Source organism: Serratia sp. PAMC26656 (genome assembly GCF_016469055.2).
GTDB classification, from domain to species: Bacteria; Pseudomonadota; Gammaproteobacteria; order Enterobacterales; family Enterobacteriaceae; genus Serratia; species Serratia plymuthica.
On record NZ_CP150486.1, the window covers coordinates 1,680,897 to 1,705,292 of the forward strand.

General features: G+C 40.9%; 17 protein-coding genes. All 17 read left to right on the forward strand.

The window, feature by feature from the left end; translation table 11 throughout:
• The first annotated feature begins 166 nt into the window (after positions 1-166).
• Positions 167-1,066, forward strand: a complete 900-nt coding sequence (galU, locus tag JEM67_RS08615) for a UTP--glucose-1-phosphate uridylyltransferase GalU (RefSeq protein ID WP_199635559.1) — start codon at positions 167-169, stop codon at positions 1,064-1,066.
• Positions 1,067-1,111: 45 nt separating this feature from the next.
• A complete protein-coding gene (locus tag JEM67_RS08620; RefSeq protein ID WP_199635223.1) occupies positions 1,112-2,008 on the forward strand; it encodes a UTP--glucose-1-phosphate uridylyltransferase in 897 nt (298 codons plus the stop codon).
• A gap of 279 nt (positions 2,009-2,287) precedes the next feature.
• Positions 2,288-3,424, forward strand: coding sequence for a polysaccharide export protein (locus JEM67_RS08625; protein ID WP_199635222.1), 1,137 nt, complete (start codon positions 2,288-2,290; stop codon positions 3,422-3,424).
• Positions 3,425-3,433: 9 nt separating this feature from the next.
• The gene (locus tag JEM67_RS08630) at positions 3,434-3,868 is read left to right on the forward strand and encodes a protein tyrosine phosphatase (protein WP_199635221.1); all 435 of its coding nucleotides are present in this window, start codon (positions 3,434-3,436) and stop codon (positions 3,866-3,868) included.
• Positions 3,869-3,880: 12 nt separating this feature from the next.
• A complete protein-coding gene (wzc, locus tag JEM67_RS08635; protein ID WP_199635220.1) occupies positions 3,881-6,046 on the forward strand; it encodes a tyrosine-protein kinase Wzc in 2,166 nt (721 codons plus the stop codon).
• A 149-nt stretch (positions 6,047-6,195) separates the two neighbouring features.
• Positions 6,196-7,335, forward strand: coding sequence for a glycosyltransferase family 4 protein (locus JEM67_RS08640; protein ID WP_199635219.1), 1,140 nt, complete (start codon positions 6,196-6,198; stop codon positions 7,333-7,335).
• A 57-nt stretch (positions 7,336-7,392) separates the two neighbouring features.
• On the forward strand, positions 7,393-8,808 hold the full coding sequence (locus JEM67_RS08645; RefSeq protein WP_199635218.1) for a hypothetical protein: 1,416 nt from the start codon (positions 7,393-7,395) through the stop codon (positions 8,806-8,808).
• Between the two features lie 63 nt (positions 8,809-8,871).
• Positions 8,872-9,927: a glycosyltransferase family 4 protein gene (locus tag JEM67_RS08650; RefSeq protein ID WP_199635217.1), complete on the forward strand. Its 1,056-nt coding sequence runs from the start codon at positions 8,872-8,874 to the stop codon at positions 9,925-9,927.
• Between the two features lie 15 nt (positions 9,928-9,942).
• Positions 9,943-11,244 (forward strand): oligosaccharide flippase family protein, encoded by a 1,302-nt coding sequence (locus tag JEM67_RS08655; protein ID WP_199635216.1) that lies wholly within the window; start codon positions 9,943-9,945, stop codon positions 11,242-11,244.
• Positions 11,216-12,031 carry a polysaccharide pyruvyl transferase family protein gene (locus tag JEM67_RS08660; protein ID WP_199635215.1) on the forward strand — a complete coding sequence of 272 codons (816 nt, stop codon included), beginning with the start codon at positions 11,216-11,218 and terminating at the stop codon, positions 12,029-12,031. The genes JEM67_RS08655 and JEM67_RS08660 overlap by 29 nt, the downstream gene beginning before the upstream one ends.
• Before the next feature lie 9 nt (positions 12,032-12,040).
• A complete protein-coding gene (locus tag JEM67_RS08665) occupies positions 12,041-13,027 on the forward strand; it encodes a hypothetical protein (RefSeq protein WP_199635214.1) in 987 nt (328 codons plus the stop codon).
• A gap of 30 nt (positions 13,028-13,057) precedes the next feature.
• On the forward strand, positions 13,058-14,224 hold the full coding sequence (locus tag JEM67_RS08670; RefSeq protein ID WP_199635213.1) for a glycosyltransferase family 4 protein: 1,167 nt from the start codon (positions 13,058-13,060) through the stop codon (positions 14,222-14,224).
• A 158-nt stretch (positions 14,225-14,382) separates the two neighbouring features.
• On the forward strand, positions 14,383-15,813 hold the full coding sequence (wbaP, locus tag JEM67_RS08675; protein ID WP_199635212.1) for an undecaprenyl-phosphate galactose phosphotransferase WbaP: 1,431 nt from the start codon (positions 14,383-14,385) through the stop codon (positions 15,811-15,813).
• A 20-nt stretch (positions 15,814-15,833) separates the two neighbouring features.
• The gene (locus JEM67_RS08680) at positions 15,834-17,819 is read left to right on the forward strand and encodes a right-handed parallel beta-helix repeat-containing protein (RefSeq protein ID WP_199635211.1); all 1,986 of its coding nucleotides are present in this window, start codon (positions 15,834-15,836) and stop codon (positions 17,817-17,819) included.
• A 42-nt stretch (positions 17,820-17,861) separates the two neighbouring features.
• The gene (locus JEM67_RS08685) at positions 17,862-18,944 is read left to right on the forward strand and encodes an acyltransferase family protein (RefSeq protein WP_233527592.1); all 1,083 of its coding nucleotides are present in this window, start codon (positions 17,862-17,864) and stop codon (positions 18,942-18,944) included.
• A 306-nt stretch (positions 18,945-19,250) separates the two neighbouring features.
• Entirely contained in the window at positions 19,251-22,223 is a 2,973-nt protein-coding gene (locus tag JEM67_RS08690) for a beta strand repeat-containing protein (RefSeq protein ID WP_199635210.1), read from the forward strand.
• A gap of 386 nt (positions 22,224-22,609) precedes the next feature.
• Positions 22,610-24,376: a type I secretion system permease/ATPase gene (locus tag JEM67_RS08695; RefSeq protein ID WP_199635209.1), complete on the forward strand. Its 1,767-nt coding sequence runs from the start codon at positions 22,610-22,612 to the stop codon at positions 24,374-24,376.
• The last annotated feature ends 20 nt before the right edge of the window (positions 24,377-24,396 follow it).

The following is a 24,396-nucleotide window of genomic DNA, read 5'->3' on the forward strand; positions in this document are numbered from 1 at the left end:
AGTGCGATTGGAATACCCCAGTCGTCCATAGAAAACGATGACAGTGCATTGGTAGCTGAAAGCCAGGGGCGGTAGCGTGTCTAAATCACGTTGCTCCAGACGTTGTAAGCATCTTGGAACAGACTTAGTTCGGCTGCGTTATAGTTATTTGATTGTGGATAAAAACATGCAAAAGAGATTGAAGGCTGTGATTCCCGTGGCTGGCCTGGGAACCCGAATGTTGCCGGCGACAAAAGCCATTCCTAAAGAAATGCTGCCGGTGGTCGATAAACCATTGATTCAGTATATTGTGAATGAGTGTGTGGCTGCCGGGATCAAAGACATTGTACTGGTGACTCACTCGTCCAAAAATGCGATTGAGAACCACTTCGATACTTCTTTTGAGCTCGAAGCTGTATTGGAGTCGCGTGTTAAGCGCCAGTTGTTGGAAGAAGTGCAGACCATCTGTCCAGCAGACGTGACGGTGATGCAAGTCCGTCAGGGGCAAGCGAAAGGCCTGGGGCACGCGGTGCTTTGCGCCAAACCGATGGTTGGCGATGAGCCTTTTGTAGTGTTATTGCCGGACGTATTGCTGGATGACTCTACCGCCGATCTGCGTAAAGAGAACTTGGCCAAAATGATTCAGCGTTTTGCTGATACCGGCTTCAGCCAGATCATGGTGGAACCGGTACCGGAACAAGACGTTTCGAAATACGGTGTTGTAGATTGCGGCGGTGCTGCGCTGGCGGCAGGTGAAAGCACACCAATGACTGCTGTGGTTGAAAAACCGACAAGAGAGGAAGCCCCTTCCAATCTGGCGGTAGTTGGCCGTTATGTGCTGTCTGCGGATATCTGGCCGTTGCTGGAGAAAACCTTGCCGGGTGCCGGTGATGAAATTCAGCTCACCGATGCGATTGCTGCTCTGATGGAGCAAGAAACTGTGGAGGCTTTCCACATGAGCGGTAAATCCCATGACTGCGGCGACAAACTGGGTTATATGAAGGCATTCGTACAATACGGGCTGCGCCATGCTTCAGAAGGCGAAGATTTTACCCTGTGGCTTAAACAGAAGCTGAACAGCAAATAAGACCTGCGGCTGAAAATACGATCACAAGATTGAAAGAGGATTACCATGACCAAGTTGAAAGCTGTCATTCCTGTTGCCGGCCTGGGTATGCGCATGTTGCCTGCAACGAAGGCTATTCCCAAAGAGATGTTGCCGATCGTTGATAAGCCGTTGATTCAATACATTGTCAATGAGTGCGTAGCTGCTGGTATCAAAGAAATAATCCTGGTGACTCATTCTTCCAAGAACGCGATCGAAAACCATTTTGACACCTCTTTCGAGCTGGAAGCGATGCTTGAGGCTCGTGTAAAGCGCCAACTGCTGGATGAGGTGCAGTCGATTACGCCTAAAGGCGTGACGTTGATGCACATCCGCCAGGGTCAACCTAAAGGTTTGGGCCATGCGGTATTGTGCGCTAAACCTTTGGTAGGCGACTCACCGTTTGTCGTGTTGCTGCCGGACGTGCTGCTTGACGACGCAAAGGCCGATCTGAAAAAAGATAACCTGCCGCACATGATTGCTCGTTTCGAACAGTCTGGGTTGAGCCAGGTACTGGTTCAAGCCGCTGATGAACATGTGTTGCACGATTACTCGGTCGTTGAATGCGAGACCAACAGTTTGCAACCTGGTGAAAGTTCCCGCATGACCTCGATTATCGAAAAACCGGGTCGTGACGTTCAGTTTAAATCCAATTATTCGGCGGTAGGGCGCTATGTATTGTCCGCCGATATCTGGCCATTGCTTGAGAAGACTGAGCCGGGTGCCTGGGGGCGAATTCAGCTAACGGATGCTATTGCCGAACTGCTGAAACATAAGCCAGTTGAAGCGATGGAGTTGGTGGGGGAGTCCTTTAACTGCGGTGAAAAAATGGGTTATCTACGGGCATTTGTCACCTATAGCTTGCGCCATCCGACTCAAGGCAAGGCGTTTCGTGCGTGGGCAGCACAGCTTCCATTATTATAAATACTTAAAATTTTTTCTGTTAACTGAGATCAAGGTTTACCAGTATCTAGTTGCATTTTTTGAAAGTATACTCATGCATCAGATAGTTGTGTAATAATACTTTTTTAGGGTCTTATCGTAACAAATCTAGGTTCAACATTAACTCAATAGGAGCGTGTTTTTATATGCTTATGAGTTGTTGTTTGATAAATCATTCTGCTGAGTGTCACATAAAGTGCCGTGGTTGGTTGGGGACTTAGCAAAGCGAACCGTTTTTACTTTGAAAGTGATGATAATTCGATGGCAAAAAATAAATTAAAAATGATACCTATGCTGATATCGATAAGCATAGTCAGCGGTTGCACTGTCTTTCCTGGTCAACATTTAAGTACAATGGGAAAAGATACAGTAAAACAAGAGGATAGCGATTTCAATATAGATGGGTTGGTTAATATCTACCCTGTGACGCCAAAGCTTTTGCAGAAACTGCGGCCAGCGGCAGCTGTAGCACAGTCGAATACTCAACTGGATGCATCACTGAGATCTTATGAGTATCGGATTGGTCCTGGCGATGTGTTAAATGTAACGGTATGGGATCACCCAGAACTTACTACCCCTGCAGGCCAATATCGCAGCGCGAGTGACACAGGGAATTGGGTACAATCAGACGGAACCATCTTCTATCCGTACATTGGTAAAGTTCGGGTCATTGGTAAAACCGTGAGCCAAGTCCGCGTCGAAATTTCCAATCGTCTTGCCCAGTATATTGAAAGCCCTCAAGTTGATGTGAATATAGCGGCTTTCCGTTCGCAAAAGGCTTATGTTACTGGGGAAGTTTCTAAATCGGGTCAACAACCAATAACAAACGTGCCTTTGACAGTTCTAGATGCAATCAATGCTGCTGGCGGTCTTACGGAAAATGCAGACTGGCGGAATATTGTGCTCACGCATAATAACAAAGAGCAGAGACTTTCATTGCAAAAATTGATGCAGAACGGTGACTTAACGCAGAACCATCTTTTGTATCCTGGAGACATATTATATGTTCCAAGAAATGACAGCCTCAAAGTATTTGTTATGGGGGAAGTCCGAGAGCCAGCGACCTTAAAAATGGATCGCAGTGGTATGACGTTAACAGAAGCTCTTGGAAATGCAGCTGGACTAAATCCGACAGCCGCTGATGCGACAGGTGTTTTTGTAATACGTCCATTGCATGGTAGTGAAGGTAATAAGTTGGCTAATATTTATCAGTTAAATATGGCTGATGCTACTGCTATGGTTATGGGGTCAGAGTTTCCTCTTCAACCGTATGATATTGTCTATGTAACTGTGGCACCGGTAGCACGTTGGAACCGTTTGATTGGTCAGTTGGCACCAACAATTTCCAGCTTCAACGATCTTACCGAAGGCGCGTTGCGTGTGCGTAATTGGCCATAGGGAGCAATTATGTTTGATTCTATCTTGGTTATATGTGTGGGGAATATATGCCGTTCCCCCACAGGGGAAAGATTATTAAAGAAATATCTTCCTCATAAAAAGATAAGTTCCGCAGGTATTGGGGCAATGGTTGGGAAGCCGGCAGACGGCAGTGCTATCAGCATCGCCGAATTAAATGATCTTTCGTTGGAAGGGCATGTCGCTAAACAGATAACTAAAGAGTTGTGTCGAGAATACTCGTTATTATTAGTGATGGAAAAAAAACACATTGATGCTGTTTGCCGAATATCACCAGAAGTGAGAGGAAAGACAATGCTGTTTGGTCATTGGGCTGGACAGAGAGAAGTTCCAGACCCCTACGGCAAAAGCAATGAAGCTTTTGAATTCGTTTATAGCCTACTCAATGAGTCAGCCCAAAAATGGGCGCAGGCATTAAATCGTTAATTAGAGATTAAAATGACTGAGAAAACAAACAGCACGAATAGCAGCAATGAGGAAATTGATCTGGGCCGATTGTTCGGTACTTTATTAGATCATCGATGGTTAATTATCGGCATTACCACCTTTTTTGCTGTTATAGGGATAGTATATTCTTTATTTGCAACACCGAACTATCAATCAGATGCACTAGTTCAGGTCGAGCAGAATACTGGGAATTCATTGTTGAGTGATTTGTCTCAAATGATTCCTAATAGTCAGCCTGCATCCTCAACTGAAATAGAACTCATTCAGTCTCGAATGGTTTTAGGGAAAACAGTGTCTGATATGGGCTTGGAAACTGTTGTTGAGCAGAGATATTTTCCTATATTTGGTCGTGGATGGGCTCGACTAATGGGGCACACGCCAGCCCAGATTGCATTATCTCGCTTAACCGTTGCTGAAAGCATGTTGAGCACCCCCTTTGAATTAGAGGTTTTAGACAGTAAGCATTATAAATTAAGCCTCGATGGTGCCGAAATCTTAAAGGGAACCGTTGGTCAGCAAGCCAACGGTAATGGTGTATCACTGCTTGTTAGTGATTTAGTTGCAGCGCCGGGTACTAAATTTAAAGTTGTAAAACAGCCAATGCTGGTTGCAATCAATGGATTACTTGACTCTTTCTCTGTTGCAGATAAAGGGAAGGACACTGGTGTATTACAGTTGAGTTTGACTGGTGAGGATCCTGTTACTGTCAGGAAAACGCTTGATAGCATCGCCCGTAACTATTTGCTTCAGAATGTTGAACGAAAATCTGAAGAAGCTGCTAAAAGCCTGGACTTCTTAAAAGAGCAATTACCCGATGTAAGAGGGGCACTTGACACAGCGGAAGACAAGTTAAATCAATATCGTCAAATGAATGACTCTGTAGATTTGTCACTTGAAGCTAAATCTGTGTTGGATACTATAGTTTCTGTAGAGTCTCAATTGAATGAGTTGACGTTCAAAGAGGCAGAGATATCTAAACTCTATACTAAAGAGCACCCGGCATATAAGGCTCTTATGGAAAAAAGAGTTACGCTTCAGAAGGAAAGAGACAAGTTAAACAAACGTGTTAGCGGCATGCCCAAAACACAGCAAGATATCCTGCGTTTAACTAGAGATGTTCAAGCAGGGCAAGAAATATTTATGCAGCTGTTGAATAAGCAGCAGGAATTGAGTATTACCAAAGCGAGCACAGTTGGGAACGTACGTATTGTTGACCCTGCAGTAACTCAACCTAAACCAGTGAAACCTAAAAAGACACTTATTGTTATTTTGGCCACTTTCTTGGGGGGGTTGTTATCCGTCGGTATTGTGTTATTGAAAGCAATGCTGCATAGAGGGATTGAAACACCGGATCAATTAGAACAAGAGGGCATAAATGTTTATGCTAGTGTTCCATTATCTGAATGGCAGCAGAAAAAAGACAGAGAAAGTTTACTGACTAAAAGACTTAAAAGTAACACTCGTTCTGAAGCATTACTTGCAGTTGGAAATCCTGCAGACCTTGCGATTGAAGCTATCAGAAGCTTAAGAACGAGTTTGCACTTTGCAATGTTAGAATCAAAAAATAATATTTTGATGATATCAGGTGCGAGTCCTAACATCGGTAAAACTTTTGTTAGTACGAACTTAGCTGCAGTTATTGCACAGGCCGGGCAGCGCGTTTTAATTATCGATGCTGACATGCGTAAAGGCTATTCACATAGCTTGTTGAATACAACATGGAAAAATGGTCTTTCAGATATACTTTCTCAACAGATATCTGTTGAAAATGCTATTAGAGCCACTGAAATCAAGGGGCTGGACTTTATTCCAAGAGGTCAAATTCCTCCAAACCCATCTGAGTTGCTTATGTCTGAGCGCTTGGGGACATGTCTTAAATGGGCATCTGAAAACTACGATATGGTGTTGGTTGATACGCCACCTATACTTGCAGTAACCGATGCCGCAATTGTAGGGCGACATGCTGGAACCGCATTAATGATCGCACGGTTTGGCATGAATACGGTAAAAGAGATCGAGATTAGTATTCGACGCTTTGATCAGAACGGTATAGATATTAAAGGGATTATATTGAATGCCGTAGAAAAAAGAGCTAGCAGCTACTATGGCGGCTACGGATATTATCAATACGAATATAAATCGTCTGATAAAGCTTAATTGTTAACACACCCAAGATATTTTTATTATTTTGGGTGTGAATCATTATTTTTTCACTGATTGTTAATAAATGAATAAACAACTCCCATAATAACCAGTGAAAAAATGTGTTCTGTAACTCACCCCTAAGCATAAGCGAAATAGTGCGCATGAAGATAATGATTGTTAACACTCTCTATTCTCCGTATAAAATTGGGGGTGCTGAGGTATCAGTTCAGTTTCTAGCTGAAGAGTTAGTTGCAATGGGTAACAAAGTTAGGGTCATTTGCCTTCACCAAGAAAAAAACAAAAAAACAGATATTATTAATGGCGTGGAGGTTGTGTACTTACCGCTTAAGAATGTTTACTGGCCATATGGAAGTAATGATAGTCAGGGTAAGCTTAAAAAACTAATCTGGCATTTTTTCGATAGCTATAATCTGGTTATGGCTAGAGTTTTTAGAAAAGAGTTGGCTGATTTTGAACCGGATGTTGTTCACACGAATAATATAAGTGGATTTTCAGTTTCAATTTGGAATGAAGTGAAAAAGAAAGGAATAAAATTAATACATACAGCACGTGACTATTATCTTTTTCATCCTAGTTCCACACTTTATGTTAAAGGGAAAAACCTTCATCCAGATACATTCAGTGTTTACTTATGGTCTATTTTAAAGAAGTTCCAGAGTAATAAGGTCGATGCTTTTGTTGGTATTAGTGATTTTATACGTGAATTTCATGTTGATAATTCATTTTTCCAAAAGGCACGCTGCACTACGATTTATAATGCAGTAGAGATTGATGTTGTTAAAAAAAGGCCATCAGAACGCGCCGTTATAGGATTTATCGGTCGTCTAACTGAGGATAAAGGCTTCAGTCAATTTTGTGAAATCGCAGAGCAACTCAAGGGAAAAGATAATATAGAGTTTGTTGCAGCAGGTCGTTTCAATTCAGATCATGCTGGTAAAGCCTTGGATAAAAGAGCACAGAATGCAGGTATTGATACGTTAGGTTTTATCCCATTAATTGCCTTTCTAGAAAAAGTGGACAGTGTGGTTCTCCCAATCAAATGGAGAGAACCATTTGGAAGGGCAGTAGTCGAGTGTGCAATGTCTGAGAAAATAGTACTCACAAACGCATTCGGGGGTGTTAGCGAGTTGGAAAAACTGTTGCCTAATATATATAAAATTGATCAGTCAAATCTTAATAATATATTAGAGTTAAGGCCACGCGCATTTAGCGAAGATGAAAAAGCGATTTTTAACAAAAGTGTAATCGCGAAAACGTATTTCAATGCATATAAAAAATAAAATAACGTTAAATGTGTAAGTTGGTAATAAAATTTAAAATGTTATTTGGAGACGTGTATGGCAGGGTTGATTTTTATTGACTCAATAGTTTTTTTTGTTTTTTTATCTATCGCAATTTTCATTTTGTTTAGATTCAAAAGAATAAATAGCATCAGCAAGTCGTTTTTTTTCCTACTTTTATTTTATGTAGTGTGTTCTTATTCGTCATATAACATGATGGTTAAACCTATTCATGATTATAACATGGCGATAGCGAGGACGTTTATATTTCACTTTAAAGTCATCGGGCCTCTTGCTCCTTTAGATATTGTTTTTCTTATTAGTCTGATGTTCATTGGGCTAAGAAAAGTAGCACAAGGAAATCTGTTAACTTTCCGCTTGGATATAGATACTGCCTTCTTTATTAAGTTCATCCTAATACAAGGCGTAGTCATAGTCACTATATCAACACTCGCATTTGTTTTACACACATATGGCGGCGGAAAGGGACAATTGGCAGACCAATTACTATACTTCCGCGGTATAATATATTTCCTTGTTGTTGTTTATCTATATCAACTGGCCGTAGATGATTTTAAAAGGCTAGGATTTTATAAAGTATTTTCTTTATTCTTGCTTCTGGATGTTATTAACGCAATATCAGGGTTCATTTCCACAATAATCTATAAAGATTACGTGTGGTCGCGATATGGTATTAACGTTAGCATTATCGATCAAGATGATGTTTATAACTTTTTGACAGTATACGCGTTACTGGCAGTTACATTTCTATTCACAAAACCGATAAAAAGAATATATATATATACTGCAATTCTTGGCATTGGCTTTTTGATTTTTGCAAATATATATAAATATATTTTCATGTTAGCGGCCCTGTTCTTCTTTTACGATACGTTTGTAAATGCAATGAAGGGGAAGGTTGCCGTGTTCAAGATTATGATAGCTGCTCTTTCCATCGTGTTGCTGACATCTACAATTGTTATGCTTTCAACAAGTAAATCTATGAATACCCGTTCTGGACAGATTACGGACTATTGGGAGTACACCGGTAGCAAATTTCCGGCTTCGATTATCGGGATAGGGCATGGTGGACAGTTCTATTCTCCAACAGAAACTGATGATGATGGCGAAGTTAAGGCCATTTTGAAAGAAAGTAGTATGGCGAACTATAAGCGAAATATACAAACGCCAGTAGTGTCATTCATCAAAACGATAGGTCCTCTTGGGACAGTTATTGCAATCGCTTTCTTGATTTATGGATTGATGAAGATAACATTTATAAATGTCAGATTGCCATTCAACCCTCTCTATAATGCTATTTTCTTTAACTTGATTTGGATGATGACCGTTTCTGTTGGTTTCTTCCAGTCGGGTCCTTTTGTTATTTTGACAATTGCTAAACTTCTTATATTTGTCACAGCAATAAGACAAGAAGAAAAAGTGGGTGAACCGAAAAAATCAATATCATCATGATGCATATGAATATAATAAAATTCCATGGTGTTTATATTTTATAATAACTACGAGCGAGTGGATATGATTTACATTAATGCCAGATTCTTGACGCAGGATTTAACTGGTGTACAGCGGTTTGCAGAGTCCATCTCTATTGCACTCTCTAAAATACGGTCAGATATTGTTTTTGTCTCACCCGATGATATCAAGCGTAAAGATGTTGCAGAAAAATTGAATGTCGTAGTGACAGGGCGTAGTAAAGGGCATTATTGGGAACAGGTTGAACTACCGCGATTTTTAAAGTCAAAGGGATCTCCTTTACTAGTGAATTTAGGCAACACTGCTCCGATAATGTATGCGAATAAAATATCCACTCTTCATGATATAACCTATAAAAAGTTTCCGCAAAGTTACTCGAGAAAATTTCGTATAGTATATGACTTCCTCATTCCCAGGGTTCTAAAGACTAGCTTAGCACTTCTTACAGTCAGTGAATTTTCCAAAAAAGAAATAACAGATTATTATCGCTATCCACTTGAAAAAATGCATGTTATCTATAATGCATCAAGTGATATTTTTAGAAAAAATGATATTCCATCAGAGGACGTGTTTTTTCTCGCGGTATCGTCTAACAATTACCACAAGAATTTCCATGGTCTTATTAGCGCCTTTGAAAAGACGACTTCGATACCGAATGTAAAATTAAAAATCATTGGTGGCAGCAATAGTAGCTTTGCGGCATCTCTAGCCTCGTCATCATCATGCACACTGGGTTCTGAAAGAGTTGAGTTTTTGGGTAGAATTTCGGATGAGGAACTAGTAAAACTATATAGTTCGGCATTGGCATTTATATTCCCTTCATTATATGAAGGTTTTGGCATTCCGCCTTTAGAGGCTCAGGCATGCGGCTGCCCTGTGGTATCCTCTGCATTAGCATCAATGCCTGAAGTGCTTCAAGATAGCGCATTATTTTTTAACCCTGCGGATGAAAGTAAATTCACCATTGCACTTGAACGGATTGCGCAAGAAAGTGACTTGCGAAACGAACTGAGGGAAAAAGGGTATAAAAATATAGAAAGGTTTTCGTGGGATTTATCAGCTGGAAAACTAAATAGTGTTATAAAATCATTAGAATAGGGCGTAATCTAAATAATGGGAAAGTTATTGTCCAATCTTATGTATTTGGTGATTGAAAAATTCTCAACTACATTGATACTGCTATTATCTAATATAATTATAATACGGTATTTGGGAGTTGAAGACTTTGGTAGGTTGGCTATATTTCAATTATATTATGCGCTGGCTGTAACCGTATCTGAGTTTGGTATTCGCAGGGTTTACTCTTCATTGAAAACCCCAAAACGCGAGGCGTTGATATTTTCCCAGGCATTCAACATAAAGCTGCTCAGTTCATTGTTTTTTTTCAGCATTGCCGCGTTATACATATATTATAATGCTTACGATGCTATTTTTTATATTTTGCTTGTTGCTTTTATCGCATCTCCCTTTGAGATATTCACATATCATTTCGAAGCGAATTTAAAAAATCAAGTTCTTGTAAAAATTAGAGTTGCGGTATCTTTAATTTTAGCACTGGTTCGTATCATCATCTGTTTTAGTGGTCCGGGTAATTTCATATATATACTTTTAACTTATGCTTTCAGTAATTTAATAATTAATCTTGTTTGTGTTGTCATGACCAAGCTGCACAAAATGGAAATAACAAAAATCCACAGTAGAACTTCAAGAAAAATAATAAGAAGTCATTTGTTTAGTCGATCATTTTTTTTCTGGATCTCTGTGGTCATTGTTCAGCTAAACCTGAGAACAGATCAGTTTATGCTATCTATGATGGCTGGAGCCGCGAGTGTCGGGATTTACGCAGGTGCGTATAAGTTAGTGGAACAATTATTGTCAATACCATCGCTACTGGCTGGTGTGTTTTTACCTTATATCAGTAAGAATAAAGAACTGGATAAAGAAAAATACTTAGAGAAACTGTATTTATATGGAATGCTTGCCAGTATTCCCATGAGCATTTTTCTCGCCGCTGTTTCACCAGCGTTAATACCATTTTTGCTCGGTGATGAATTTAAAGCATCTGCACCAATTTTTTCTGTCTTGATGTTGGCTTTGCCAGTGCTTGTTATTGTTAACCTTAGTGGGTTATATTATAGCATTTTCAAATTAGAAAGGTTTGCCATTATAAGGAACCTATTTGGGTTGGTGCTAAGCCTCATACTTAACTTTACATTAATACCAATTATGGGAGCAATGGGAGCCTCAGTTTCTGTATTACTTAGTTATTTATTAGTTGGGTATTTTGTCGAATGGTTTGTTCCGGCCACAAGAAAAAATGCACAAATCAAAGCTGACGCATTGTATTCATTGCTCTCATTTAATACCTATCAGGAAATCTATTTCTATGCTAAAACTAAATTTTTCAAAAAATGATAAAATGCGTAAGCGTGTATTTTGGTGGGAACCAAAAGATGGCATTCATAATGCCGGCGATCATCTTGCAAAAGTCATTGTCCAGCAAATGCTCACATTACGCGATAAAGAAATTTTAGACAAAGAGAGTTCTAAAAATAAGCTTTTATCTATAGGGTCTGTGATGCATTTTGCCAATGAAGGTGATTGCATTTGGGGAACAGGCGTAAATGGGAAAATTTCTCTGGATAAGCTAAATTTTACTAACTTGGATGTTAGGGCTGTACGTGGACCTAAGACAAGAAAAGTATTGCAAGATAAAGGTATTAATGTTCCAGAGATATATGGTGATCCAGCTCTGTTGTTACCTAGTCTTTTTGACAAAAAAATACTTATTGATGAAAATTTGAAAACTGAAATCCTTGTCATTCCGCATATGAATGAAGATATTAGAAAATATGACAAGTATTCAAGTGTTCTTTGCTCTCCAAGACAAGGTGCGTTAAGTTTTACGAGAAGAATAGTTAATAGCTCTTTCGTGGTTTCAAGTTCTTTGCATGGTGTAATTATTGCTGAAGCTTATGGAATTCCTGCCGTCTTTCTTGATGGGGAAAGTGGTGAGTCGATGTTTAAGTATGATGATTACTATAATGGCACTGGGCGTGATTACTATCCAGTCGCAAGAAATATTGACCAGGCATTTAAACTTGAACAAGCTAAACCCATTAATATGGATGACATAGTACCTAAACTATTTAACGCATTCCCATATGAACTTTGGGGTATTAAACATTCTAAAGACTGTTAATGTGAAAAAATGAAGATATTATATTATCCTGATAATAATGGCGTAAATGAATATAGTAATAGATTTAAATCTATTTTGAATAAAGTTGGAAGCGTCGAAGGCACTTCCTCCAGAAAAATAGTCAAAGATATCATTAATTTTAGAGTACGGACTCATGACTATATTTTTGTGAACTGGCTTGAGTCTGGATTGATAAATAAAAATGGCCGTTTTAGTTTTCGTGGATTTGCAAAATGTTGTTTAAAATTGCTGCTTTTCAAAATGACGGCGAAAAATACTATTTATGTGAGGCATAATGTTTATCCTCACGCAGTAATCGATAAAGACGTAAAGAAAGCTAAATATTATACTGACCTATTGGAGTCATTATGTGACAAATCTTTCGTTCACTCTCCAACCATCACTGGAGAACGAAGAGTATATATTCCACACCCACTCTATCAGTCAGTAATAATAAAAAAAGATTTTATAAATAATAAGCCATCTCGTTCGTATGTTTTTTTTGGACGGATAACACGATATAAAAAACTTGATGAATTAATTAAGCATATCCCTTCCGATGTTCAACTTACTATTGCTGGTAGTTGTGATGATGAAGAGTATTTGCATTATCTAAAAGAGTTGGCTCCGGATAATGTACATGTAAAGGGTGGGTTTATAAGTGATCCCGATGCTCATGCATTAATCGAATCATCTCAAGGTCTTATAATTGCACACGCTGATAGTGATATGATTGTCAGTGGGAGTTTTTTTTACGCCTTAAGTATTGGAGTTAGAGTCCTGTGCGTAGAGAGTGAATTTTTAAGGTGGGCAGAACGAGTATTGGGAAATGACATTCTTGTTTGTTACAAGAGTATAGTTGATTTAGGTAGTGATCTCAGTGCACTGCCACAAAGAAAATCATTTGACGAGAATTTACAAGTGTTAATTAATGAGCAGTTTGGTGATGAAGCGATATTAACTGCTATTAATGATAAAATTATAACTCAAGTTTGAGAGTAAACTTAAGTATTGCATGGAGCTAAAATGCAAAATGAAAATATAAGTATAGGAATCGTCGCTGATTGGTTAGTCACTTTCGCAGGGGCTGAAAAAGTAATTAAAGAGTTTTTCGAGTTATACCCCAATGCTGAACTTTATTCTGTTATTGATTTTCTGTCTGATAAAGCTAGAGAAGATGCATTTAAAGGCAAACATGCTAATACAACTTTTATCCAAAAATTACCTAAGTCACAATCGAAGTATCAAAAGTATTTACCTCTGATGCCGCTTGCGATAGAACAACTTGATGTTAGCTCTCATGACATTATTCTTTCCAGTAGCCATGCGGTGGCTAAAGGTGTTTTGACCGGTCCTGATCAGCTTCATATTAGCTATGTTCACTCGCCTATACGCTATGCTTGGGATCTGCAGCATCAATACTTGAGAGAGTCCGGGTTGCATCGCGGTATCAAAGGAATGCTAGCCAAGTATATTTTACACAAGATGCGTATGTGGGATTGCAGAACAGTAAATGGTGTGGACTATTTCATAGCTAATTCACAATTTATTGCTCGTAGGATTGGGAAAGTATATGGGCGTGAAGCCGATGTTATATACCCGCCTGTTGATGTTGAGAGCTACAAACTAAATTTAAACAAAGATAATTATTACGTCACAGCATCCCGCTTAGTTCCTTATAAACGTGTTGATTTGGTGGTTGAAGCTTTCACTCATTTACCAGATAAGAAACTTGTAGTAATTGGTGATGGGTCAGAAATGGATAAAATAAAAAACATTGCTGGGAAGAGTAAAAACATCGAGATATTGGGATATCAGAGTGACGAAGCTATGCGTGAATTGATGTCTAAAGCTAAGGCATTTGTTTTTGCTGCAGAAGAGGATTTTGGGATTACTCCTGTAGAGGCGCAAGCTTGTGGAACACCTGTGATAGCCTTTGGCAAAGGTGGATCGCTTGAGACGGTTCGTCCCTATGGCGAGGCTTTTGCCACCGGTATTCATTTTGATTTGCAAACAGTGGAGTCTCTTGTCCAGGCCATAAATAAATTTGATCATGTTAGTGAGTCCATCAATTATGCCGATTGTAGAACTCATGCAGAGAAATTCTCTGTTGAAAGGTTCAGAAAGGAAATAGGAAGTTACGTTGAAAATAAGTGGTATGAATTTAGCGATAAAAAAAGAATCATATATTAGATTGATATGTATTAAATGAATGTTTTCCTCTCTATTATTTTCTGTGGTTTATTTTAAGATGGCTATGGGTTGTTATTTATGCGATGAATTATACTCGAACTATGATATTTAAAAATGCTAATATATTGAATTAAAGTTTTATTAGAAGAGATGATTCAATGGATACTAAAAAAACCGGAAGTAACTTTATTTCAAAGTTTGCTTTGGCTATTTCAGATTTAATAACGTTCAATGCTTCTTTTTATCTTTCATGCTGCGTTATTTATTTTATCTTTGGTGATATAGAACAGTTCTTGCCAACTTCCGAGTTTGCAACACGCGTATTGGCCCAATTTATTTTGTCGGTTATTTGTGTGTTTTGGTTTTTAACAAGATTGAGACACTATACTTATCGGAAACCATTTTGGTTCGAACTTAAAGAGATACTTAGAACTCTGATTATATTTTCCGTTCTTGATTTGGCCCTTGTTGCATTTTCAAAATGGGATTTCTCTCGTTACATTTGGTTCTTCTCTTGGGTTATATTAATAACACTACTGCCATTAGGTCGTAGCATTACTAAGAGGATATTAAACAGATTAGGTCTGTGGAAAAAAGATACTGTCATTATAGGTACTGGGAAAAATGCAATGGAGGCCTATATCGCTCTCCAGAGTGAGGAGGTGCTGGGCTTCCAGGTATCAGCGTTTGTTTGTACTGACAAACCGTGCGAGATAGAATATTTCGGCGTTCCAGTAATAACTGATCAAGAAAAATTATGGGCTTCCATAGATTTAAACAACACACAGTTTATTATTGCGCTTGAATTTGAGCAGTATTCAGAGCGTGATTTCTGGTTGAAAAAGCTTGCAAAGTATAATTGTCGATCAGTTTCAGTCATTCCGACACTGAGGGGCGTTCCTCTGTATGGTACAGATATGTCCTTTATCTTTAGCCATGAAGTTATGATTCTGCGGGTAAGTAATAATCTTGCAAAAAGATCATCAAGATTTGTAAAACGAACCTTTGATATATTTGGCTCTTTAGCAATACTAATAATCCTCTTTCCGGTATTCATGATTCTTGCTTATAAAATATCTCGTGATGGTGGTAAACCTATTTATGGGCATGAGCGTGTTGGGTACAATGGAAATAAATTTAAATGCTTAAAATTCCGCTCTATGGTTTTAAACTCGCAGGAAGTTTTAGCTGAGCTTCTAAATAATGATGCGGAGGCTCGTAAAGAGTGGGATACCGATTTTAAACTTAAAAATGACCCGCGAATTACAAAAATAGGCGCATTTATACGTAAAACTAGTCTTGATGAACTTCCTCAACTCTGGAATGTACTCATCGGTGAGATGAGTTTAGTCGGTCCTCGTCCCGTCATTGAGGCGGAATTATGCCGTTATGCAGGCGATGTGGATTATTATCTTATGGCAAAACCTGGAATGACAGGGCTATGGCAAGTCAGCGGCCGTAACGACATCGATTATGATACCAGGGTATATTTTGACGCATGGTATGTTAAAAACTGGGCCCTTTGGAACGATATTGCAATCCTTTTCAAAACTATCGGTGTTGTACTGAAAAGAGATGGTGCCTATTAACTCAGAGTAGTGGAGTTTAAATGAATAGAAGAGAACTTGTTGGGAAGTTTTTAATTGGTGCGGCTGGATTTTATTCTTTAAAGTCTAGTGCTGATTCATTACCAAAGATGAACCGAATTGAGTTTATTAAAGACTCAGTGATGGGAGGAATTGGCGATATCAATGGGCAGGTTACATTAACTCCCGAAATGTTTATTTCTTCTGCTCCTAAAAATAGCACACTGAGTGATACCGATAATAAAAAGGATTTTTACTCTATATTTTCCTTGATGTTTTCTAAGGCACATGAGTTTTCAAAAAATAACATTGTTAACATTAAGTTGGAAAAGGAATATCGACTCACTCGGGCATCGTTTGTTTTACCCTCTAATTGCCATATTTCTGGGCACGGACTTGTTTATTTAGATTCGGATTCGGATTCTGAGTTTATCTTCCGTGTAGCAGGGAAAAGAAACTTCAGTATCAAGGATGTTATCTTAAGCTCTTCTAAAGTTGATAATCTTTGGAGTAAGTCTGCTAGTGGTATTTTAATTGAACAGTGTACAGGATTTACGCTTTCAAATCTTAATGTGAGTTTTAGGACTGATGCTATTGCCATCACTAATAGTCATTCTTTTAGGGTCATGCACTGTACCTTACATGACTTGGGTGAAGAGGGAATAGTGGTGCGTTCGAGCTCTAGATGGTTGATTTTCGATAACCATATTTATAACCATAATGGCGATGGGATACTGTTGAAGACCGGTGGTCGTGACTCTAGAGATGGGAAAATTATCTTCAATAGAGTTCATGGCGGTTCAGATCGTTATGGCCTGAAAGGGACGAATGGGGGTGGTATAACATTGAACGATGAGGTAAAAGGATCATCTACATATTTTCACAATTTACTTGTTCAAGGTAATACTGTTGAAAACACCTCTTACGGTATATCGTTCACGAATATAGAAAATCTTAAAGTGGTTGACAATAACATCACTGCTGTGCAACGGTTTGGTATTGTTATTGATAATGCTGTTTATAATAACCCTCAGAAACATTCAAGTAATAAGATTCTTATTTCTGGGAATTCGGTTCAACATACTCAGCAAGCGGGAATATCATTCAGTTCTTTGAATGGAGTAGAGGTTGAGAACACTATTATTTCTCAAAACTTCGTCTCTAACTGTGCTTTACAAGAAAATGCAGATTTCCCCGGGATTTCTGCAAACTATGCGACAGTCGTAAATAATAGGGTGTCTAGTTGCAGAACATTACTCAGTGCAAAGGATTGCATAATAGAAGGAAATAAATTTTCTGACAGTCTGAAATTAAAGTCAGGGAAGAGTTCAGCTGTATTGAAAATAGGTGGAAAGACTGTTTTTTCAGCTAACGTGGTTTCTGAAAATAATATGGGGCATATTAGGTTAGGTGATGTGTCGGGAAGTATTTTTAGCAATAATAGAATAGTGACATCTTCTGATTTTGCTGTATTTCATTCAGAAAGTGATTTTTCCGACAAAATTCTTTTTAAGAATAATAGTATCACCTCCAAAGCTGCCGCTATTTTTAAGCTGAATCCTGCTTCAATGAGCTATATCTCTACGGATCTTGATACTTTAGGATATAAAACCACTTATTTTGGTATCCCCAAAAAAGGACAGTTTAAAAAAGGTGACAGAGCTTATGATAAAAATGCAGAGTTTGGTATGCCCTGTGAATGGGTTTGTATCAGCGATGGAAATCCTGGTACATGGCAGATAGAAAAATTCCTGAACTTGGTTGTACGTAGTCCGTTATATAACGCAATTATACCTCCAAACTCATTTGGTGAATTAACAATCACTGATAACAGGATAAAAAAAGATTTTGTGGTTGATTCTGTTTTATCGTCTGTAGGTGCTCGAGGTGGTTTTTATACGGCCTCAGTGAAAGAACATGGGCAGCTTATCGTGAGAATTTCCAACATTGGAAATGAACCATTATCAATTGGTACTATTTTTACTGTTGTTCTCAATGATGGTTATTAGTTTACACTGCCTGTATTTAATTAATTTGAGTAGATTATTTGTATGGCCCGAAACATTACATTGGCGGAAGATATGATCAGAGACCTGTCTGAAAAAAAAGTGAATAATAGGGTCCCTGGGCGATTAGAGTATGTCGATTCTATACGCGGATTTGCTGCTCTTGGGGTGGTAATAGCGCATTTTATTGTACCTTTATATATAAGCTCATCATCTTTTTTTCACGATTTTTTTGATCTTGGTAAAGTTGGTGTTGTTCTATTCTTCATTATTAGTGGTTTCATTATCCCTTTCAGTTTTAAAGAAAAGAATGGCGGTGTTAAAGCATTTTTGATATCTAGGTTTTTTCGCTTATATCCAGCCTATTGGGTGTCGTTATTTGTTTTCTTGATTTCAAGTTTATTTATTGGAAAAGAGTTCCCCATTTATCAGATACTTGCTAACGTTACCATGTTTCAGACTGCGGTTGGGGTTAGAGATATTGTTGGGGTCTATTGGACTCTATTTATAGAGTTGATTTTCTATGGTCTTTGTGTTTTTCTTTTCGCTATAGGTTTGCTCAATAAAGTTAAAGTGAATTTCTCAATTTCATTGCTTATGTTATTTTTTGCGTTTGCGCTAGGCTTTGCCCGGAATTCTAGTGGAATATCCCTCCCGGTGGCATTACCATTAGCATTATCATTAATGATGTTTGGGGGCATGTGGAGAGCCTTTATCTTGCATGGCGATTGTCTTGCCCGTAAACTATGTATTTACTATATATTAATTTATGTCCTAGCCATTCCCGCCATATGTGGTTTCGCCTATGGTGGCTTCCTTGGCCATAGTATGCGCTATGTTTTAACATATTATTTTAGTGTGTTATTATTTGTCTTGTTTACAACAAAGATGCGCTTAAATAATCGTTGGTTTGTTTACTTGGGGACGATAAGTTACTCCGTTTATTTGATTCACCCGTCTATCCTTATCTTGTTTGAATATTTTTCTGATGGTTTAAGCCCCAATCTGAAACTTCTCTTTGCTATATTGGGTATATTTATCACTATCCCAGTCTCGCATTTTATTTACAAATTTATTGAGGAACCATCAATAAACTTGGGTAGAAAAATCAAAGGGTTAGTTGCATAGCGAGAATTTGAATTATTAACTTTAAAAAGGCCCTCATTCCCGAGGGCCTTTTTTTTGTCAAAATAAAGTTGAAATAATAACTATGCAAATAGTCAATAGCGGTCTTTTTCTATTTTATTGATATACATATGTTTTTTCTGTGATTAAATTTATGTTTTGCTGTTCTTGACAAGTTTTGTTTGGTGAACTTAACTCAAATTGTGAACCTGTAAGTCAATCCTATAGGTTCTATTTTATATTTTATGCCTGATTTTTATTTTCGGCTTCTCTACTCAGTTTGCATTTCGTATTGCAAGGGGAACTATAATGGCTGGTTTAGCGTATCAACAAAAAGCTGCGGCTTTTCTTTATGCGGTATTAGGAACAAAAGCGACACCTTCTGCTTACGATTCTATCGGGGGGCAGTTGGAAAGAACGGTAATCACTTCAGAGGGTTATATACAAAACCTTCTCTCATCAACTCAAGGGCAATCGCTCTATTCGGGTAAAACAACTTCTGAGATAGTTCAAAGTGTTTACACCAATGTATATGGTCAAGCACCATCTCCATCAATATTGACCGAGTTGCTTGGTGGCGGAACGGTAAGTCAGATCCTTTCTAAAATAGTGACGGGAGTATTGGACTACAGTGGTTTTGATACCACGTCACTGGCAGCACAAGATACCTTTACAAATACGATAGATACTATCTTGTACCCATCTGCAAGTGCAGCAGCTTCGTCTGGTTCTGGAGCCGCTGATATTCAAGCGCTTTACTATGTATTAGGTGCAGGTATAACACCAGATATTATTAATACATGGGGCGGCGCAATCAGTGCAGGTACTAAAACCCTCCTTGATGCTGCTACGGATGCAATAAAGGGGAGGGCATATCTCTCCGGTGGGAGTAACACAGATTTTGTGACGCGTCTGTTCACGCAAGGATTTGAAAGGGCACCTTCTCAAAATGAACTGAATACCTATCTTAACGAGATAGCGGGTGGCACTTCGCGAGCTCAGGTTTCTCTGGAAGTGATTGCAGCATTAAGAGGGGTGGTTTCTCCATCTGATGCACTGGCTCAGACACACTTTAATGGTGCAAGCAAAGTCTACGCGCCAGGTGAATTGGCCGCGCTCGTTTATCAAGAGCAAGTTGCGTCTATCTACCTTGCTGTTCCTGACCGTGCTATTGATGCTGCTGGTTTAGATCCGTACAGCAAAAAATTGGAAGCGGGCAAATCTTTTGAAAGCCTGACAACAAGTCTCCTTGGTTCTGCTGAGTTTCAGCGCAAAGGAGCACAATTATCCGGCGATGACTTTATTCAGCATGTTTATACAGCAGTGCATGGCGCCGCTGCAACTGCTTCGCAGTTAGCTGTTTATAGTGGGTTAGCTTCTAAATCTTTAATTACTCAAGCAATTATCAACGACCTGCGATCTTCGACGGCAATCGATGCCACCACGGTAACTCAGCAACATGGTTTCGAATTCGACATCGGTACCAGTCTGTTGTACAAAACTGCAGCTTCACTGAGCGCAACAGCGGCTGGCGGTAATGCCACCGGCATTGTGAATACCGGGGCTTCACATCAGATCAGTAATGCAGAAACTGCCGTACTGCAGAATGTTCTGCTTGCCGCCAATGCCGCCAGCGTCGTTAACCTGAAGTTCGCCGATCATCTGGCGAATCTCACCATTAACGGTACCAGCGCAGCAACGGTCAACCTGTCAGACAACGGGGTTAACCCGGGTGTTGATATCACAGTAAATAACGGCAACGTTATCCTTAACGCCAGCTCCGGCGCGGATGATGTGCTGGTCACCGCTACGGCGGCGGTCAATACCGGTACCGGTGATTTCAATCTGGGTGCAGGGAATGACTCGCTGAAATGGTTGGGCAATGCTGCGGTTGGTGGTGCTAATACCGTCGGTGCAGGCATTTCCGGCAATGGCGGCGCGGGTATTGACACTATCTCCGCCAACTTCATTACCAAAAACGTCGTGATGTCAGGCAACGCCATTGTCCGCACCGCGACTATTAGCAGTAACTCTGCGCAGTTCAGCAATTTCGAGAAGTTGGATCTGGCGGGTTATATCGGTAAGGCAACGGTCAACACCGGCTCAACTGCGGCAAACCATACCTTTGACTTTGGTGTGCTGACTGGCAATGCCGTTTCGGAATCCAGCACCACAGGGCTGACCAATAACGTCGTTCAGGCTGCAACCTCTAACATCGGTTCACAAGGCTTCGTACTCTCTGGCCTGGCTGAAGCGGTGAAAGTGATTAACGCTGCCGGCGGTAGCTCGGCACAGTTGGAAGTTACGGGTAATGCGACTGCGGCAAGCAGTGTGGAAATTACTTTCCTGCAGAATGCGACCAATCACTTTGATGTCAATTTTACCGCTACAAGCTCTTCTGATGTGAACGCTGGCTCTCTGGCGTTGAACAGCAGCAGTAGCCTGTTATTACCAACGGCATTGACCGACGTGAACATCGCCTCTGGCGGCACCGGTGATTTCGACAACATTCTGGCGCTGACCGGGACCAATGCTCAGGTACAAAACATCACCGTTACCGGCGATCACTTGCTTGACCTGACTCTGGGTAGCGGGTACAGCAACGTGCGTGATATCGATGCATCGGCCAACACTGGCGGCCTGAATCTTGATTCAAGCCACGGTGGTACCGGCGACGGTATCATCATTCAGCTGCTGAACATTCTGCCGCTGAGTGGTGTCACTACCGCACTGCTGGCGCCGGTTCTGACGGCTCTGGGTCTGAATGGTTACCAACTGACTGTGGAAGGCTCTACAGCTGCCGACAACCTGGCGGCGATCGGCAATACCACGTTGACCGGTGGCAGTGGTGCGAATACCTTCGAAGCGAAGGCCAGTAATACTCAGGCCGGTATCACCATCTCCGATTTTGACAGCACCAAAGACAAGATTGTCGACGTAGCTTCTGCCTTGACAATTTCCAACGATACCAGCGGTACCGCGGTGGCGGATTACGGCACCCGTGCTTCCGATACTCTGGATGCCCTGCTGGGGACTTTGGTTGGTGGCTTGACCAACGGCGTTATTGGCCTGTTGGGTGGTATCCTCGGTTTGGATAGCAGTAACTCGTTGACCGCTAAAGTCGGCGTGGCATCTGTGGTGTTCGGCGGTGCAGGCGACAATGCCAGCTCCTACGTGATTGTCGATAACAACGATAACCACGCTCTCGACCTCGGCGATAGCGTTGTTTACCTGACGGGTCAAAACCATCAGCAACTGATTGATACTTTGCATTACGCATGAGTGTAAACTCCGCAGAGTAATAGTTGCTATGGAAACTGTGAGTTATTAAATAATACGGGGAGGGTAAATCTCCCCGTTTTTTAATTTGTGAGCTGCGTCATCACCTCCGTCTTATTTCTCTTCTAAATAATCCCACTTTATTCATCATGCCTTTCATCTTCTTGTTTTCACTGGTTTTAGCGCGGCCGGTTGCGAGAGGTTTTTTTCGTGCTCCACCTTGCCGATATCCACTTTCTCTACCTATAGTTAAAAAAAAGTATCTGCAGTCTCGAGCATGTTTGGGGTGAGTCTTCTTTAGGATTTTTTTTAGTTTTCCCCTTTAGGAATTTCCTTAGAAGAAATCAATGCGGATTGGGCTGACAGTGCACATGATGTAAGGGCAGAAAGTGAACCAATTTATACCGCGCAATGAAATTGCGGATGTTATACGGACACGCAGCAAAATTTTCTGGACCGTTGGCATATTTACCGCATTTATTAATTTGTTAATGCTCGTTCCCTCGATCTATATGCTCCAGGTTTATGACCGGGTGCTTCCGTCGCGTAATGAGATCACATTGCTGATGCTAACGCTGATTATGCTGGGTATGTTTGGCATGATGGCGTTATTGGAATATGTCCGCAGCATGGTGGTTATCCGTATCGGCAGCCAGTTGGATATGCGTTTGAATACCCGTATTTATACTGCGGCGTATGAGGCAAATCTTAAAAATGGCTCTTCCGATGCAGGACAGATGCTGAGTGATTTAACTACCGTTCGCCAATTCCTTACCGGCAGCGCTTTGTTCGCTTTCTTCGATGCACCCTGGTTCCCGATCTATCTGCTGGTTATTTTCCTGTTCAACCCTTGGCTTGGCTTGTTTGCGCTAGTGGGATCCCTGTTGCTGATCGCCCTGGCGGTTATCAACGAAATGGTTTCCAAGAAACCTTTGGGCGAGGCGAGCAAGCTGTCCATCATGTCCAGCAGCCTGGCGAGCACCAACTTGCGTAATGCCGAGGTAATCGAGGCATTGGGCATGTTGCCTAATCTTAAACAGCGCTGGTTTACATTGCACCAGCGCTTCCTCAATAGCCAACGAGTGGCCAGCGAACGCGCCACCACCGTTACCTCAATCACCAAGTTTGTTCGTCTCTCGCTGCAATCATTGGTGCTGGGGTTGGGCGGATGGTTGGCGATTGATGGCCACATTACTCCCGGAATGATGATTGCCGGTTCTATTCTGATGGGGCGCACGCTGGCACCGATTGAACAGGTGATCAACGTCTGGAAAAGCTGGAGCTCAGCCAAGCTCTCCTATCAACGCCTGGTAAAATTGCTTGATAAACACCCGCCGCGCGGTCTGGGTATGTCTTTGCCTCGCCCCGTAGGTGTCATCTCGGTAGAAGGCGTAACCGCCACGCCACCGGGGTCCAAAGCCGATGCGGTATTGCATAACGTCAGCTTTGCCATTCAACCGGGCGACGTGCTGGGGATTATTGGGCCAAGCGCTTCCGGTAAATCCACGTTGGCGCGCTTGTTGGTTGGCATTTGGCCGGTAAGCGAAGGCATTGTACGGCTTGATAACGCCGACATTTACCAATGGAACAAAGACGAGTTGGGGCCCTATATCGGCTACCTGCCGCAGGACATTGAACTGTTCGCCGGCACCATTGCCGAGAATATCGCGCGTTTTAACGCTATCGATTCAGAGAAAGTGATTGAGGCCGCCAAACTGGCTGGTGTGCATGAACTGATTCTGCGTTTCCCTAATGGTTATGATTCGGTTATAGGCAACGGTGGCGCAGGGTTGTCTGGCGGGCAGAAGCAGCGCATTGGCCTGGCGCGTGCGTTGTATGGCGATCCTTCTCTGATCGTGTTGGACGAACCTAACTCCAACCTGGATGATGCCGGTGAAAAGGCGCTGAATCAGGCGATTCTGTTCCTTAAGCAACGGAATAAAACGGTGATTCTGATTACCCATAGAACCAATCTGCTGTCGATGACCAGCAAGTTGTTGCTGTTGGTGAACGGCACCGTCAATGCGTTTGGCCCAACTCAACAGGTGTTGCAGGCGCTGGCGAATGCTCAGAAAGCGCAGGCTCCGCAGCCAGCGGTTCGTGCAGTCAATTCCGAGCCGGACGAAGGCAATATCCCAAAAACTCAAATTAATTAAGCTGTGAACTTGCCGGGCGG